Raw genomic sequence first — 14,673 nt, forward strand, 5'->3', positions numbered from 1 at the left:
TGCAAGCTAAGGACCTACCTTCAACCCACCTCTCCCCACCCACCCACACCGCCTCCATCCACCACCCTGAGTTCACCCTGATGGGTTACGTCGTCAGGAAACTTTGAACACACCATTGACGTTGCCGGGAAAGAAGGAGGCGGCAAGGCACGGCGGGCGGCCTGTCACGGAGACAGCCACGACACCCACCACGACCACTGTCAGGGTGCCAGCAGCCTCAGGGTGCCAGCACCGCCGGGCGTCACCCAGCACCGCCGAGCGTCACGAGGCGCCAAAGCGGACCTCGCGGGAGCACGGGGGGGACTGTAAAACGAGCGGTTCTGTCGCTGATTGCGTGATCAACGACTTGGGGTGAAGGCCACGGACCCGAGGGCGTTACTGGTTGAGCAGGATTCGCTTGCGCAGCAGGGCGAAGCTCGCCCTTCCGTAGGTTTGCCGCTTGAGCAGCTCGATCTTGTTGACGACTCCTTCCGTGGGGCCGTTGCTGTGGGGCAGGGTCAGTCCCGCGACCACGGCGTCGTTGTCCTTGCGCAGACCGTGGACGAAGCGGTGCAGGGCGGGCAGGTCGTCGGCCAGGACCGCGTCGATCCAGGCATCGAGGCCCTGGCCTCGACGGCGGGTGAGGAGCACGGCGAACTCGCGGATCCGCCGGGCGAGCGTCGTCATCGGCGGGCAGCTGGTGATCAGGTCGTCGAGATGGCGGCGATGATGCTCGGGCAGGTTCTCCGGTTTGCTCGTCAGCCAGGTGACCAGGCGTCGCGGGGAGGGTGGGACGCGCTCGGGTTCGGCGCGGCCTTGTTTGAGGTAGCGGACCAGGAGGTTGGCACTGCCGGGGTAGCCCAGGGTGCGGATCTCGGCGAGCAGGTGGGTGACCGGGATGTCAGGTTGCTGCATCAGACGACGGCGCAGGTGGTCGCGGTAGGGGTCGATCATGCTGCGCCGGTAGGGCGGCGGACGCCGCAGATCCTCGGCCGAGGCGACGCGGGCGTAGCGCTTGACCGTGTTGAGCGATATGCCGAGTCGTCGTGCGCAGTCCAGCAGTCCGACGCCTTGGCCGAGCAGGTCGTGGACCGCGGCGTGCCGCTGCAGGGTCCGCTCCTCCGCGACCTTGGTGCGCCGCTGCGGCCCGACGTACCAGCACGTGCTGTGGGCGGTCACGGTCTTCTCCACCGCCGCGACGAGGTTGTTCCAGATATGCCATCGGTCACCGATCTGGACCGCGTCCGGAGCGCCCTGGCGGACAGCCTCGGCGTAGGTGGCCGAGCCATCCCGGCAGACCATGCCCACGCCGGGATGTTCGCCCAACCATGCGGCCAGGGTCGCTGCCTTGCGGTCGGGCAACACATCGACGCGGCGGTGGGTGACCGCGTCGATCAATACGGTCGCGTAGCGGCGACCACGCCGCAGGGCGAAGTCGTCGACCCCGAGCACTTGCACCGCTCCGACCGGTGGATCGGGCAGGTCGTGCACCAACCGCAGCAGCGTGCTTCGACTCGTCGGCAGCCCGAGACCGACGGCCAGACGTGCCCCTGTCCTACCCGCCAACGCCAATCCGATGCGCTCCAACGCGGTGCGCGACAACAGGGTGCGCCGCGCGTGCCCGACGGTCAGACCGTCGACCTGCTCGGCGAACGTCCCCACCGCGCAACCCTGGTCGTCGCAGAAGAACCGGCGCACCCGTAATCGCAGCATCACCGGCCGACCGGCCACCGGCGTGTCGTCCAGCTTCCGGTCATAGCGGCTGTGCACCCGACTCGACCGCACACCGCAGGACGGGCAAGCGGCAGCCTTCACCGTCGTGCACGCCCAGACCCGCACACCTGCGGAGGTCCGCTCGACCCGCTCGACCACCACACCGGCAAGGTGCGGCAGCAGGGCTTCCCACCAGTCGCGATCACACCCCGACCATGATCGCAGGCACACGGCACGCAGCGTCGAGCAGCCCAACAAGTTGATCACTCAAACAGCGACAGAACCGCTCGTTTGACAGACCCGCACGGGGTGCGGGGAGCACGGGGTGCGCGGGCCTGGGGTGGGGAGCACGGGTTCGCGGGCCCGGGAGTGGGAGTGCGCCGCAGCCACCACGTCGCGGTCGTGGCCCTCCGAGTTGCGTGGGCCCGGTTCGTCGTGTGGGCAGGTTCGTCGTGTGGGCCCGGTTCGGCCGAGCTGTGCCAGGTTCCGCCCGGTTCCGTCGATTCGGGCGATCGCGGGTGGGGCCGGAACTAAGATCGACTTATGCCGTCGACCTCGCTGTTGTTCGCTGGTGATCCGGTTGAGAAGGGGCACGGGTTGCGGGCGGTGGTGTCTTGTGTGGTTGCGGATGAGGTGGTGAGTGGAAATGGGAGTGGGGCGGCGCGGCGGGCCGGGGGTGGGGTGCTGCTCGTGCCGCCGTTGGTTCGGTTGATCGGTGCGCGTGGTGAGCGGCGGGTTGTGGTTGGTGGGGCGAGGGTTGTGGTGGAGGCCGGTGGTGGGACGTCGGTGGCGTTCGTGGTGCAGGCGGTGTGGCGGGAGAGTGGTGGGTGGCAGCAGGAGGTCGGTGGTGGTGGGGCCCGAGGCGGGGGCGGGGGCGGGAGCGGGGATGGGCAGGGGGCTGGAGGTGGGAGTGGTGGGGCGGAGGCGGATGTCGGGCGCCTGAAGGCGGAGGTGGTGGCGTCGTTGGCGGAGCCCGCGCACCTGGTCGACGGTGAGCCGCGGATGGCGGTGGTGACGGTGGCGAAGGCGTTCGCCGAGGCGTCGCGCAACGAGGTGACGCGGTTGCGCGGGTTGCGGTACGAACTGGAGCGGCAGGTCGCGGATTTGTTGGCGCAGCGGCGGTCGACGGCGTTGCGGTCGTTGTTGGCGCAGGTGATCGAGTTGTCGATGGCGTTGAGCCGGGCCCGTGACCACGCCCGCGAAGCGGTGCGCGACGGGCTTGGGATCGCGTTGTGGGACGTCGACACGTATCGGCACAACCGCGGCGAGGTGGTGGGTTCCACCCGGCCGTGGACGGAGACGCATCGGGCGGCGTTGCGGCACTGCGAGGCGATGGACGTCGAGTTGGCCGAGGAGGTCGCGCGGCTGCAGGCGTTGTTGAGCAGCATGGCGACGTTCGCGGTGGCGCAGGATGGTGAGGCGCAGCAGCGGTTCAACATGGTGGCGGCCGCGGCGGCGGCCGGGCTCGGGTTGCCCGCGTTGATCCTGTCGCTGTACGGCGCGGACTCGTTCCTGCCGTTCTCGTTCGACCGGGCGTGGCGGGCGTTGCTGCCGATCGCGCTGACGGCGTTGCTGGCGGTGGGGGTCGTGTTGCGGCGGATGCCCGGCCGGGCCACGTGGCGGCACTACGTGATCGCGGTCGGGTTGGTGGCCCTGTTGGTGTGCGTGCTGCTGGTGGCCGGATTGCTCGCGCCCACGACTGCATGACGGCGACCACTGCATAACGGCGACGACTGCGTGACGGCGGCACTGAGCGAGAGCGGTGCGCAGCCGCGCGAGCGGCCCGCCTCCCCCCGAGTCGAGGGAGGCGGGCCGAGGCGCGGGACGGGTCAGCCGTTCGCGGTGGTGATCACCGAGAACGTCGACCGCAGGCTCGCGTAGCGGGTGTGGATGTCGGTCAGGATGGTCTCGACCGGCACGTAGTTGTTCAGCTCGCCGGAGACGCACGCGCCCGTGCGGGACTGCTGGTTGCCTTCCAGGATGCCCAACGCGGTGTGGTCGACCTGGCTGAACAGCGGTCCGCCGCTGTCACCCGGGCGGGCGCAGATGTCGGTGTTGATGCCGACGTCGGTCGACAGCACGCGGCCGCAGCGGGTGCCCGGCTTGTAGCCCTTGCCCGCTCCGCTGTCGACCGCGCCGGGCGAGTCGATCGCGTTGGAGGCGGAGCCGGTCGCGCACACGACCCAGCCGGCCTTGACCTCGGCCAGCGTGTGGGTGCCGGTGATGTACTCGTCCGCCGACGTCTCCTGCACGCCGCACGGGGTGTCGGCGTTGCTGTCCGTCCCACCGTTGAAGCAGTACTTCAGCACCCGGTTGCGGCCGGTGTGGTTCTCCAGCCAGGTGTTGCGGGTCGGGGTGTCGACGTACAGCAGCGCCGCGTAGTCGTACGGGTAGGAGTTCCTCTCGATGCCGTGCTGCTGGAGCACGGGCACGCCGTTGTGCTGCGTCGGCGTGTTGTTGGTCTTGGTCGCCATGCAGTGGCCCGCGGTCAGCACCCAGGCCTTGCCCGGGTGGCCGCCGCCGGTGGAGCGCAGGTTGAAGCCGGCCGTGCAGCCGCCCCAGGTCCCGTTGTCGCGCTTCATGTCCAGCCGCAGGCCGCCGCGCATCGGCCCGTAGTTGACGCACGCGAGCGGGTGGCAGGCGCCCTGGTCGGGGAACGTGGCCGCGAGCGGGTTCGGCTTGGGCAGGACCTTGGACCGCACGGCCACGCCGGTCCCGCCGGACTCCTCGGCCACCGCCCGACGTGCCGCGTCACTCTCGTGCGCGACCTCGGCGTCCTTGGCCACCGCGACCTTCTCCCGCGCGACCCACGAGCGCTCCCACAGGACGACCTCGTTGTCGCGCTCGTTGACCGCGGGCAGGTAGACCGCCTCGGAGCCGGCGCCCACCTTGGCGGCGATCCGGTCCTTGGCGGCGGTCAGGTCGGCCAACGAGTGCCGCACGGCCTGCGTGCGGACGTGCGCCCGGTCGGGCAGGTCCGCCAGGAGCCGGTTCGCGGCGGCCGGGTCGGTCAGCGCGACCACCAGCTCGCCGGTTTCCTGGTCGAGCCACATGCCGCCGTACTCGGCCGCGTTCTCCCGGCGCAGCACGCCGTCCAGGCGCACCGCCTCGTGCTGGAGCTCGAGCCGGCGCAGCGCCTCCCGCTCGCTGACGCCGTAGTTGTCGACGAGGTACCGCACGGACTCCGCGACCGCCGCCGGGTTCAGCGTGGCGCGTGCCGAGGGCGCGGCGGTGGCACCTCCCGTCGCGCTCACCACGGTCGCCGCGACGACCAGCGAGGCGAACAGGGCCCCCAAGCCCTTTGCTCTACCCACGGACATCTCCTTGCTCGGTGGATGGGGAACATGAGCATTCAACCTGACGTGGACTGGCCGCATCGGTGAAGCCCTGCCGCGCGAGACTAAGACACGGGGTTCCACTTACTTCATGTCCTCACGCGGACGATCGGTTGTCACGAAGTCGCCGGGGACTCCGTCAGGCGTCGAGGAAGGGGATCAACTGCTCCTCCTCGTAGGTCAGGTGGGCCTCCAGCTCGCCGATCAGCCGGTCGACGTCGGCGCGCAGGGTCGTCGCGTCGCCGCGTTCGAGGGTCTGCCGCAGTTGTGCCAGCAGGGCGGCGATCGCTTCGTGCTCCTCGGTGAGCCGGTCGAGGGTGGGCGCGAGTTCCGGGTACCGGTCCCGCAGCATCGTGAACATGCCGGTGTCCTCGGACGTGTGGTGGAAGCTCAGGCCCTGGCACGCGGTCAGGCAGTTGACCTTGAGCTGCGCGCCGAGCGTGGGCTTCGACGCGGCGACCTCCCGGCGGATGGTGGCGAGCTCCCGGCGGAACGCGCCGTGCACGAGCTTGAGCGCGGCGCCCCAGCTCGTCGCGTTCGGCGGGCCGCCGGAGACCTGGGTCAGCGCGACCACGGGGATCAGCCGGGACGTCTTGGCCTGGTACTCGGCCCAGCCCGGGTCGGACTCGACGGCCCGCTCCCACAGCTCGTCGCGCTCCGGTCCGGTCAGGACGGTCGCCTTGGCCTCGTAGGTGAAGACGCCGTCCTCCACCTGCGCCACCGGGTTGGCCACGAGGTTGTGGAACCAGCCGGGGTGGCGTGGCGAGCCGCCGCCGGACGCGATGACGACGATCCGGTCGCCGTCCGGCAGGTAGCCGAGGGGGTGGGTGCGGCGTGCGCCGGTCCGCGCGCCGGTGGTGGTCAGCAGGATGAGCCTGCCTCCTTCGAAGGGACCGCCGACGTGGCCCGCGTTGGCGCGGAACTCGGCGATCACCTGCTGGTGGAAATCCATCTGCGGTTCGTCTCCTGATTTTGGGCATGACCGGATCACCACGGGTGAATTGCGCCGTGGTTTTCGGTGAAGGTTTTGTGGAGGCGCGCGGGCACGACGGTCCCGCGCGGTGGCACGCGTGCGCGCGCCAGTGCGCCGATGCGCTGGTGTGTGGGGGGAACGGGGTGCGGGTGCGTCGCGGCTACGTGCGCGGAAACCCGGGAATCCCCGGTGTGCGGCGGGCCTCTGGCCCACCCGGCGGTCAAACCTTGGCCGGGTGACTCTCTCGCTCGTGGCTCAAGGCCGACCCGGCAGTCACGGGCGTGAGCATATCTCGTGAATGCGCGGTCGGGCAACTTCCCGTCATTGTGCGACGATCGGTGACGTGCCCCGTCTTCCTTTCCTGCTGGTGTGGCGAGTCGGCGGTGACCGGGTTGTTGTGGCGCAACAGCTCGGCCTGCGGCCGTGGACCGCCGCGCCCTGACCCCGCACGACCGGTGCGGCTACGCCCGCATGACGGTGGAGATCGGGATGCGGGCCGCGCGCAGCGCCGGGACGAGGCCGCCGAGGATGCCGGCCACCAGGCCCGCGACCACACCGGCCACGCCCGCCTGCCACGGGAACGCCGTGCCCTCCAGCGACGGGAACCGCGAGCCGAACACCACGAGCGCGAGCTTGAGCCCGACCACGCCCGCGCCGATCGCCAACGCCGCCGTGAGCAGGCCGGTCAGCAACGTCTCGGCCAGCACGATGCCCGCCAGCAACAGCCGGGGCGTGCCGACGGCCCGGCGCAGCGCGAACTCCTCGATGCGCTCGCCGACGGTGGCCAGGCCGACGTTGAGGATGCCCGCCACGCCGATCATGAGCACCAGCGCCGCCATGCCGAGGAAGATCCAGCGCATCAACGCCAGCTCGGTGGACATGCGCTTCAGCGTCTCCACCGTCTGGACGTGGATGCGGTCCTCGGGCGTGCCCGCCGCGACGAGCCTGGCGCGCAGGACGTGCTCGACCTCGATCGCCATCGGCGTCATGAGCACCTGCAGGCCGGGGCCCGTGTCGCCGCCGCTCATGCTGGTCACCGGCAGCCAGTTCAGCAGCTCGTCGGACCGCACGTAGGCGGTCGGCTGGTAGCCGCCGTCGTCCACCACGCCGATGAACTGCGGCGTGGGGTTGGCGTCCGCGCCGTCGACCCTCATCTCGGCCGGCACCTGGTAGCGGCTGAAGGCCTTCGCCGCCTCCAGGTTGAGCACGAGCCGGGGCGCGAGCGACGGCGCGCCGCCGAAGTCGAGCCACTGGCCCTGCGCCGGGCGGAACGGCCGGAACTGGCGGATGTCGCCGGTGAGCCCGACGAGTTGCAGCTCGATCGCCTGGCCCTGCGGCGCGGTCGCGTTGCCGTCGTCGAGCGGGCGGCAGCCGTTCTCGTCGCACGTCATCGGGGGGCCGCCGGGCTGGTCGATCGGCCCGCCGCCCTCGTTGATCGGCTTCACGCCGGGTTCGCCGATGATCGCCCGCGCGCTGGTCATGGCGACGGCGTCGGTGCGGCCCTTCAGCACCTCCAACGCCACCGGCACGGCCTGGCCCTCCGGCGACAGGTACATCTGCCGGGTGCCGTCCTTGCCCTGGTACAGCTCGACGTCGGCGAGCATGGCCCGGTTCGCGATCTCCGCGCCGGCCTGCACCACGACGACGGCCAGCACGCCGAGGAACAGGCTCACCATCGACAGGAACGTGCGCAGCTTGCGGGCCCGGATGCCCTGGCCGCCGATGATCAGCGACGCCCGGAGCCTGCCCGACAGCCTGATCACGCGACCACCCGCTGCCCGGCCGGGCGCAGCAGGCCGTCGGACAGGTGCAGCACCCGGCCCATCTTCGCCGCGTGGTCGTGGTCGTGGGTGACGAGCACGAGCCCGCAGCCGACGTCGGTGGCCTGGCGCAGGACTTCCACGACGAGGTTGCCGGTCTCGGTGTCCAGGGCGCCGGTCGGCTCGTCGGCCAGCAGGATCCGCGGTTCGCGCACCAGGGCGCGGGCGATGGCGACGCGCTGCTGCTCGCCACCGGACAGCCGGGGCGGCTTGTGCTTGGCCAGGTGGCCGATGCCGACGCGCTCCAGCGCCGCGAGCACCTTGGCCTTGCGCTTGCGCCTGGGCAGCCAGCCCTGGCCGTTGACCAGCGCCATGGCCACGTTCTGCGCCGCGGTGAGGTGCTTGAGCAGGAAGAAGCGCTGGAACACGAACCCGAACTCGGCGCTGCGCAGCGCGGCGGCCTTGCGTTCGGGGATCTTCGTGATGTCGCGGTCGCCCAGCAGGTACTGGCCGCCGTCGGGTCGGTCGAACAGGCCGATCAGGCTGAGCAGGGTGCTCTTGCCGGAGCCGGAGCGGCCGAGGATGGCGACGCTGTCGCCCGCGTGGACGGTGAGGTCGACGCCCGCGAGGATGGTGCGCGGCTCGTCCTGGCCCTTGAGGGTCTTGGTCAGGCCGGTGAGGTGGATCAACGGCGGCGACGCCACGGGTGGCGGCACGAGCAGGGGTGACGTGGTCACTTGCGGCCCGCCCCGGGCTCGACCTGGCCCGCGCCCTCGCCGGGTGGCAGGTTCGGTCCGGGCACGGCCAGCGTCTCCTCGCCCGTCAGGCCCGACTTGATCTCCACGACCTTGCCGTCGGTGAGGCCGAGCTCGACGTCGGTGGTCACCTTGGCGCCGTCGGGGCCGACCACGTCGACCTTGCCCTTGCCCTGGCCGCCCGCGACCGCCTCGACGGGCACGACCAGCGCGTTCTGCGCGGACGCGGTGACGAGTTCGAGGGTGGCGGCGGCGCCGTTGACCATCTTGACGTCGGCGGGCGCGGTGCACACCAGGCGCAGGCCGGTCGGCTCGGAGGAGGTGTCGGGCTCCCGCGGCTGCTGCTGGGGCGGCGGCGCGGGGGTGTTGGCGCCGGTCGCGTCGGTGTCGTCCGGGTCGGGCTGCGCGGGCGGCGGCGCGGGCACGGTGCCCACGGGCAGTGCGGCGATCGTGCCGAGCAGCGTGCACGGGAACGGGCCGGGGCCGTTCTTGATCTGCGCCTGCACGGTGCCCTGCGCGGCCTCGGAGATCCGGTAGGCCTGCTCGCCGTCGATCTCGGCGACGATGCCGTAGCCCGCGTGCTTCGCCGAGGCGATCGGCATGCCCGCGGTGACGGTGGCCCGGTCGTCGACCAGGCGTCCGCCGAACGTGGAGCCGGCGGGCACGTCGACGTTGGTGGGCTTGCCGTCCGTCCAGACCGTGGCGATCCGGGTGGGCCTGGTCGGCGTGGCGGTCGGTTCCTCCACGGTCCAGTAGCGCACCTGGCCGGCGACCGGGGCCACGATCCCGAACAGCGGGTTCATGGTGACCTTGCCGGTCAGGCTGACCTTGTTGGTCAGGTCCTGCCTGGTCGGCGTGGCCGTGGTCTGCACGGTGCCGCGCGGCGCGAGCTCCGGGTTGACCGGCTCGGCTCCGGTCGACGTGCACGAGGCCGCGGCGAGTACCGCCGCGGCCAGTCCGCACACGCGGACGAAGGCAGATTTCGACACCGGTCCCCCCAAAGCGATTCCCCTGTCCGGTCTCGCCAATTTACCCATATGACGCCGGGGGGATCATCGGGGTTGCGTGTGACGCGGAAACCGCTCTCACCCCGGCTGGGGCGAGAGCGGTTTCCGGTGGTCAGCGCCTGCTACGCGACGGCGTGCAGGTTCCCGTCGGCGCCGGCGAGGCACCGGGCCGAGCCCGCGCCGCCGTTGACGAACTCGGTGAGGCAGCGGCCGAGCTGCTCGTGGCCGGCGGCGTTCGGGTGGAACGACTGCTGGGCCAGGTGCAGGCCGATGGCGTCCAGGCCGCCGGTGACCAACGCGTACGGGTCGACGGTCAGCCTGCGCTGCCACTCGCCCGCGGAGCTCTCGCCCTTGCTGCACGCCTCGCGGTTCTCCGTGGCGCGGGAGAAGTCGAGGAACTTCACGCCCGACCGGGTCGCCACCCCGCGCAGCGCCTCGGACAGCTGCGGCACGGCGGTCGTGCGGCCGTAGCCCGCGTCGGCCAGGCGCAGCGGGCAGCCCTGCGGGCCGTGCAGGTAGCGGTCCATCTTCTCGGTCACCGGCGAGGCGTACGAGGTGAGGATCAGGTTGTAGGAGGAGGTGGCGTACCCGGCCTGGGTCATCGCGGTGCGGACGTCGCGCAGCGCGTTCTCGACCTTGGGCGCCATCCCGGCCAGCCGGCCGGGCCACTCGCGCTCCAACGTGGACCGGCAGCTCGCGCCGAACGGGTTCACCCACGCGGCCACGCAGTCGACCATCGTGTCGGCGAACCGCACGTCGTCGTTCGCGCCGACCTGCACGACGACGGTGGTGACGCGGTACTGGCGGGCGATGTCGATCAGCCGCCGCGCCTGGGAGCCCTCGGTGTAGTGCACGGTGTCGGCCAGGGACACGTTCGCCGAGTCCGCGCCGGAGCACGCGAGGTTGAACGTCCGCTCGGCCAACCGGGTGCGGTGGACCATGGCCTGGGTGGAGCGGTGGCACCAGTTGCCGTTCTCGCCGGCGGTGCCCGGCTCGTAGGACCCGGCGCCCTCGCCGGACATCGCGCTGTCGCCGAGCGACACCACGGCGGTCGGCCGGTCGTCGACGGCGCCGGCCGTGACGGGGACCGCGAGGAAGGTGGAGCCGGTGAGCAAGAGCGCGCCGATTACGGCGCCAACCTGTTTCCGCGACACCGCAGGCCTCCAAAGGGGTTGCCCTCGATCGGACGTGATCCGACCGTAGGGTGCGCGTAACGTGCCGACAACGTCCGATCGGCTGTTTTGCCCGAACCTTCGGCGGTCCGCAGGCGACCGACCCGCGGCGGGCCACGTCGGTCCACAAAGGACGACCGACGATCAGCCCCAGGCGGCGAGTTGGTCCGCGCAGGCCCGGGACACCGCGGCCTCGTCGGACCCGTCGGTCAGCCGGTCCATCGGCAGGGCCGCGCGGACGTCGGCGGACAGGTCCTCCACGATCTCGGCGGCCTTCTGCGCCACCCACCGCGACCCGGCGCGACCGTCGGCGAACATCCGCGCGACGCGGGTGCAGGAGAGCGCGGCGGCGGCGAGGTCGGCGGGCGGGATCGCCGCGCCGCAGTCGGCCAGCGCTCCCGCCAGCACGTCGCGCACTTCCCCAGGGTCCTGGCCGCTGAGCCCGGCCAACGCGCGCAGGCCGTCACCGTCGTACCCCGCGATCAACCAGTGCGCGGCCCAGCCCGGCACGTCCTCGGAGGGGACGGTGTCGAGGGCCGCCAGGAGCGCGACCAGCTTCGGCGTGGGGACCATGCGCACATCCTGCGGTGCGGGGGGCCGTGGGTCGAGCGAGATAGAGCGGTGTGGTGGAGCGGAGGGGAGGCCGCCCCACCACACCCGATCGGAGCTACTCCTCGAAGCCGAGGTCCTCGCCGCCGTCGAACACCTCGTCGACGACCTCGCCGAGCACCATGCCGCCGACGACGCCCGCCGCGACACCGCCGACCACCGCGCCCATGCCCGGCCCGCGGTGGTGACCGTGGTGGCCGTGCTGACCCGGGTGGCCGTAGGCGGCGTGGCCGCCGCGTTCGGCGATCTGCGCCATCCACTGGCCGATCGCGCCCGCCCAGTCGGTGTTCACCGCGTCGGCGTGCGAGGCGTGGAACCGGCCGAAGGCGTCCGAGCCGGAGGAGAACACGCCGCCCCGCTTGTCCGCCTCCAGCACCACGACGAGCTCGTGCGGGCTGGTCACGAAGGTGAGCTCCACCTGGTTCACCCGGCCCGCGAACTGCGCCGGCGGGAAGAACTCGATCTCCTGGTAGAAGCCGAGTTCCTGGTGCACGCCGTGGATCCGGCCGGCCTCGACGTCGGCGGAGCGGAACTGGAAGCCGAGCTGCCCGAACGCGTCGAGCACCCGGTCCTGCGACGGCAGCGGCCCGACCAGCACCGGGTCCAGGTCGCCCTTGTCGGGCGCGCCGGAGATCACCAGCTCGGTCCGCACGCCCACCGTCACGCCGGGCAGCGGCTGGCCGCCGACCGCCGTGATCGGGGTCTCCCACGGCAGCGGCAGCTGGAACGGCACCGCCACCAGCTGACCGGCCGAGACCCGCACGTCCTGCGCCACGTCCAGGCGCAGGAACTCGGAGACGCCGCCGTACTCGTGGTCGCCGTGCTCCACCTCGACCCGGGTGACGAGGGACAGCACGATCCGGTCGATCCGGGCGTCGTTGCTGCCGCCCTGGATGCGCACCTGCCCGGTGATCACCTGGCCGGGCTGGGCGTGCGGCGTGTCGAGGACGGTGTCGACGGACGGTCCGCCGACGCCGAAGGCGCTGAGCATCCGCTTGAACATGGGGTGGTGTCCCTCCGGGGCGTGGTCAGTTCGGTTGGTCGGTCTCGTCCTCGAAGTCGCCGATCAGCTCTTCGAGGAGGTCTTCGAGCGCGGCGATGCCGACGACGCGGCCCTCCGCGTCGGCCACCAGCGCCAGCTGCGCCCGCTCCGCGCGCATCCTCGTCACCGCGCCGGCGACCGGCAGTTCGGCGGGCAACGTCAACGGCGTCGTCATCAGGTCGCGGGCCGGGGTGTCGGCGCCGGCGGCGGTCGCCCGCACGGCCTCGCGGATGTGCACCAGGCCGACGAACCGCCCGTCGGCGTCGGTCACCGGGAACCGCGAGCGCCCGCACGCGCGGCTGCGGTCCTCGATCGCCCGCGCGCCGAGGTGCTCGGCGACGGTGACGGTGTGCTCCACCGGCACCATCACCTGCGCCACGGTGGTCTGCTGGAGCTGGAGCATCCGGGTCAGCAGCCGCCGCTGGCCCTCCGGGATCAGGCCGTGCTCGGCGGACTGCCGCACGAGCATCCGCACGTCGTCGGGGTGGTGCTCGCGGGTCAGCTCGTCCTTCGGCTGCACCTTCACCAGGAGCAGCAACGCGTTCGTGGTGGTGTTCAGGCCGCTCAGCAGCCGGCGCACGGCGTGCGCGAACACCCGGAACGGCATCGCCAGCAGCAGCGCCGACCGCTCGGGGTGGCTGATCGCCCACGACTTCGGCGCCATCTCGCCGAGCACCATGTGCAGGAACACCACCAGCACCAGGCTGATCGTGAACGAGACCGCGTACGACACGCCGGCCGGCAGGCCGACCGCGAGCAGCAGCGGGTCGAGCAGGTCCGCCACGGCGGGCTTCGCCAACGCGCCCAACCCCAGCGTGCACAGCGTGATGCCGAGCTGCGCGCCGGCGAGCATCAGCGACAGCTCCCGCACGCCCGCCAACGCGGCGCGCGCCGCGCGGCTCGTCTCGGCGGCTTCCTCCAGGCGGTGCCGCTTCGCCGCCATCAGGGCGAACTCGGCGGCGACGAAGAACGCGTTGGCCGCCAACAGGAACACCGACAGGAGCAACGACCAGGTGGTGCTCATCGCGGCACCCCCGTGGTGAGCAGGACCCGGCTGGGCACGTGCCGCGCCACGGCCGTGACCCGCACGCGGACGGCGCCGGTCGCCACCTCGTCGCCCACGTCGGGCGTCCGGCCGAGCCGGTGCAGCACCAGGCCGGAGACCGTGTCGTAGCTGTCGTGCGCGGGCAGCTCGATGCCGGTGGCGTCGGCGATCTCGTCGATCCGCAGCCGGCCCGGCACCTCCCACCCGTCGGCGCGCCGCTCCACGGTGTCGCGCACCACGTCGTCCTCGTCGTGGATCTCGCCGACCAGCTCCTCGGCCAGGTCCTCCAACGACACCACGCCCGCGAAGCCGCCGAACTCGTCCACCACGCACGCCAGCTGGCGGCGTTCGAGGCGGAGCCGTTCCAGCACGGCGGGCAGCGGCAACGTCGACGGCACCACCAGAGCGGGTGACGCGATCTCACCCACCGGTGTGGTGGCGCGGTCCTCGGGCGCGACGGTCAGCACCTCGGCCAACCCGACCACGCCGCGCAGGTCGTCCAGCCCGTCGCCGACGACGGGGAAGCGGGAGTGGCCGGTGTCCAGCAGCTCGACCACGCGCGTCACCGGCTCGTCGGCGCGGACGGCGCGCACCGAGACGCGCGGCGTCATGGCCTGGTCGGCGGCGAGGCCGCGGAAGTCGAGGCCGCGGTCGAGCAGGCGGGACAGCTCCGGGTCGAGGTGGCCCAGCGCCTGCGCCTCGCCGATGATCTGCCTGAGGTCGTCCGGGGTGGCGCCCTGCGGCAGCTCCTCGACCGGCTCGATGCCGACCGCGCGCAGCAGCCGGTTCGCCGCCGCGTCGAACAGCCTGATCACCGGGCCGGTGACCTTGAGGTAGGCCAGGGTGGACGCGCTCAGCGCCTTGGCGAGGGCGTCCGGTTTCGCGATGGCGAGGTTCTTGGGGAACAGCTCGCCGAGCACCATCTGGACCGCGGTCGCGAACGTGAGCGCGACGGCCATCGACAGCGGCACGGTCAACGCGGGCGACAGGCCCGTGCTCTCCTCGCCGAGGACGGCGGCCAGGCCCTCGCCCAACAGGGGTTCGGCGACGTAACCGGCGAGCAGCGCGGTCACCGTGATGCCGAACTGGGCGCCGGAGAGCATGAAGGAGAGGCGTTGCGTGACGCGGTAGGCGCGGTCGGCGGCCTTGTCGCCGTCCTCGGCCTGCTGGCGCAGGCGGCCCCGGTCCACGGCCAGGTAGGCGAACTCCTGGGCCACGAAGTAACCGGTGGCGGTGGTGAGCAGCACGATCGCCAGCGTGCCGGCGAGGATCAACATGGCGCG

Annotated in this window: 12 protein-coding genes; 1 reads left to right on the plus strand and 11 read right to left on the minus strand. The window is 72.0% G+C overall.

The genetic code is table 11. From position 1 onward, the window contains the following. Positions 1-375 precede the first annotated feature (375 nt). Entirely contained in the window at positions 376-1,854 is a 1,479-nt protein-coding gene (locus AB0I91_RS01090; protein WP_499634526.1) for an ISL3 family transposase, read from the minus strand. 792 nt (positions 1,855-2,646) lie between these two features. On the opposite strand from AB0I91_RS01090, the gene AB0I91_RS01095 reads away from it, so the two are divergent. Then, on the plus strand, positions 2,647-3,399 hold the full coding sequence (locus tag AB0I91_RS01095; protein WP_499634529.1) for a hypothetical protein: 753 nt from the start codon (positions 2,647-2,649) through the stop codon (positions 3,397-3,399). 122 nt (positions 3,400-3,521) lie between these two features. Here the strand turns inward: AB0I91_RS01095 and AB0I91_RS01100 are convergent, their stop codons facing one another. From AB0I91_RS01100 to AB0I91_RS01145, 10 genes are all read right to left on the minus strand, one after another. Then, complete coding sequence (locus tag AB0I91_RS01100) at positions 3,522-5,006, minus strand: chymotrypsin family serine protease (RefSeq protein ID WP_499634532.1); 1,485 nt, start codon at positions 5,004-5,006, stop codon at positions 3,522-3,524. A gap of 160 nt (positions 5,007-5,166) precedes the next feature. Further along, positions 5,167-5,979: a nitroreductase/quinone reductase family protein gene (locus AB0I91_RS01105; protein WP_498772300.1), complete on the minus strand. Its 813-nt coding sequence runs from the start codon at positions 5,977-5,979 to the stop codon at positions 5,167-5,169. A gap of 482 nt (positions 5,980-6,461) precedes the next feature. Next, positions 6,462-7,763 carry an ABC transporter permease gene (locus AB0I91_RS01110; protein ID WP_499634535.1) on the minus strand — a complete coding sequence of 434 codons (1,302 nt, stop codon included), beginning with the start codon at positions 7,761-7,763 and terminating at the stop codon, positions 6,462-6,464. After that, on the minus strand, positions 7,760-8,497 hold the full coding sequence (locus AB0I91_RS01115) for an ABC transporter ATP-binding protein (protein WP_498772296.1): 738 nt from the start codon (positions 8,495-8,497) through the stop codon (positions 7,760-7,762). Before AB0I91_RS01115 ends, AB0I91_RS01110 begins: the two co-directional genes overlap by 4 nt. Further along, positions 8,494-9,504 carry an efflux RND transporter periplasmic adaptor subunit gene (locus AB0I91_RS01120; protein ID WP_499634539.1) on the minus strand — a complete coding sequence of 337 codons (1,011 nt, stop codon included), beginning with the start codon at positions 9,502-9,504 and terminating at the stop codon, positions 8,494-8,496. The genes AB0I91_RS01115 and AB0I91_RS01120 overlap by 4 nt, the downstream gene beginning before the upstream one ends. Before the next feature lie 140 nt (positions 9,505-9,644). Then, positions 9,645-10,676, minus strand: coding sequence for a GDSL-type esterase/lipase family protein (locus tag AB0I91_RS01125; RefSeq protein WP_499634541.1), 1,032 nt, complete (start codon positions 10,674-10,676; stop codon positions 9,645-9,647). A gap of 162 nt (positions 10,677-10,838) precedes the next feature. Further along, positions 10,839-11,267, minus strand: coding sequence for a hypothetical protein (locus tag AB0I91_RS01130; RefSeq protein ID WP_499634542.1), 429 nt, complete (start codon positions 11,265-11,267; stop codon positions 10,839-10,841). Between the two features lie 94 nt (positions 11,268-11,361). Continuing rightward, positions 11,362-12,306, minus strand: a complete 945-nt coding sequence (locus AB0I91_RS01135; RefSeq protein ID WP_498772288.1) for a sporulation protein — start codon at positions 12,304-12,306, stop codon at positions 11,362-11,364. Between the two features lie 25 nt (positions 12,307-12,331). Beyond that, on the minus strand, positions 12,332-13,369 hold the full coding sequence (locus AB0I91_RS01140) for a hemolysin family protein (protein ID WP_498772286.1): 1,038 nt from the start codon (positions 13,367-13,369) through the stop codon (positions 12,332-12,334). After that, on the minus strand, positions 13,366-14,667 hold the full coding sequence (locus AB0I91_RS01145; RefSeq protein ID WP_498772284.1) for a hemolysin family protein: 1,302 nt from the start codon (positions 14,665-14,667) through the stop codon (positions 13,366-13,368). Before AB0I91_RS01145 ends, AB0I91_RS01140 begins: the two co-directional genes overlap by 4 nt. Positions 14,668-14,673: the final 6 nt, after the last annotated feature.

Source organism: Actinosynnema sp. NPDC049800 (genome assembly GCF_040656635.1).
In the GTDB taxonomy this organism is placed as follows: Bacteria; Actinomycetota; Actinomycetes; order Mycobacteriales; family Pseudonocardiaceae; genus Actinosynnema.

What these genes read in the sequence shown, in the direction of transcription:
- AB0I91_RS01135 (WP_498772288.1), bottom strand. Translation starts at nt 12,306, where the DNA reads ATGTTCAAGCGGATGCTCAGCGCCTTCGGCGTCGGCGGACCGTCCGTC.
- AB0I91_RS01145 (WP_498772284.1), bottom strand. Translation starts at nt 14,667, where the DNA reads ATGTTGATCCTCGCCGGCACGCTGGCGATCGTGCTGCTCACCACCGCC.
- AB0I91_RS01140 (WP_498772286.1), bottom strand. Translation starts at nt 13,369, where the DNA reads ATGAGCACCACCTGGTCGTTGCTCCTGTCGGTGTTCCTGTTGGCGGCC.
- AB0I91_RS01130 (WP_499634542.1), bottom strand. Translation starts at nt 11,267, where the DNA reads ATGGTCCCCACGCCGAAGCTGGTCGCGCTCCTGGCGGCCCTCGACACC.
- AB0I91_RS01105 (WP_498772300.1), bottom strand. Translation starts at nt 5,979, where the DNA reads ATGGATTTCCACCAGCAGGTGATCGCCGAGTTCCGCGCCAACGCGGGC.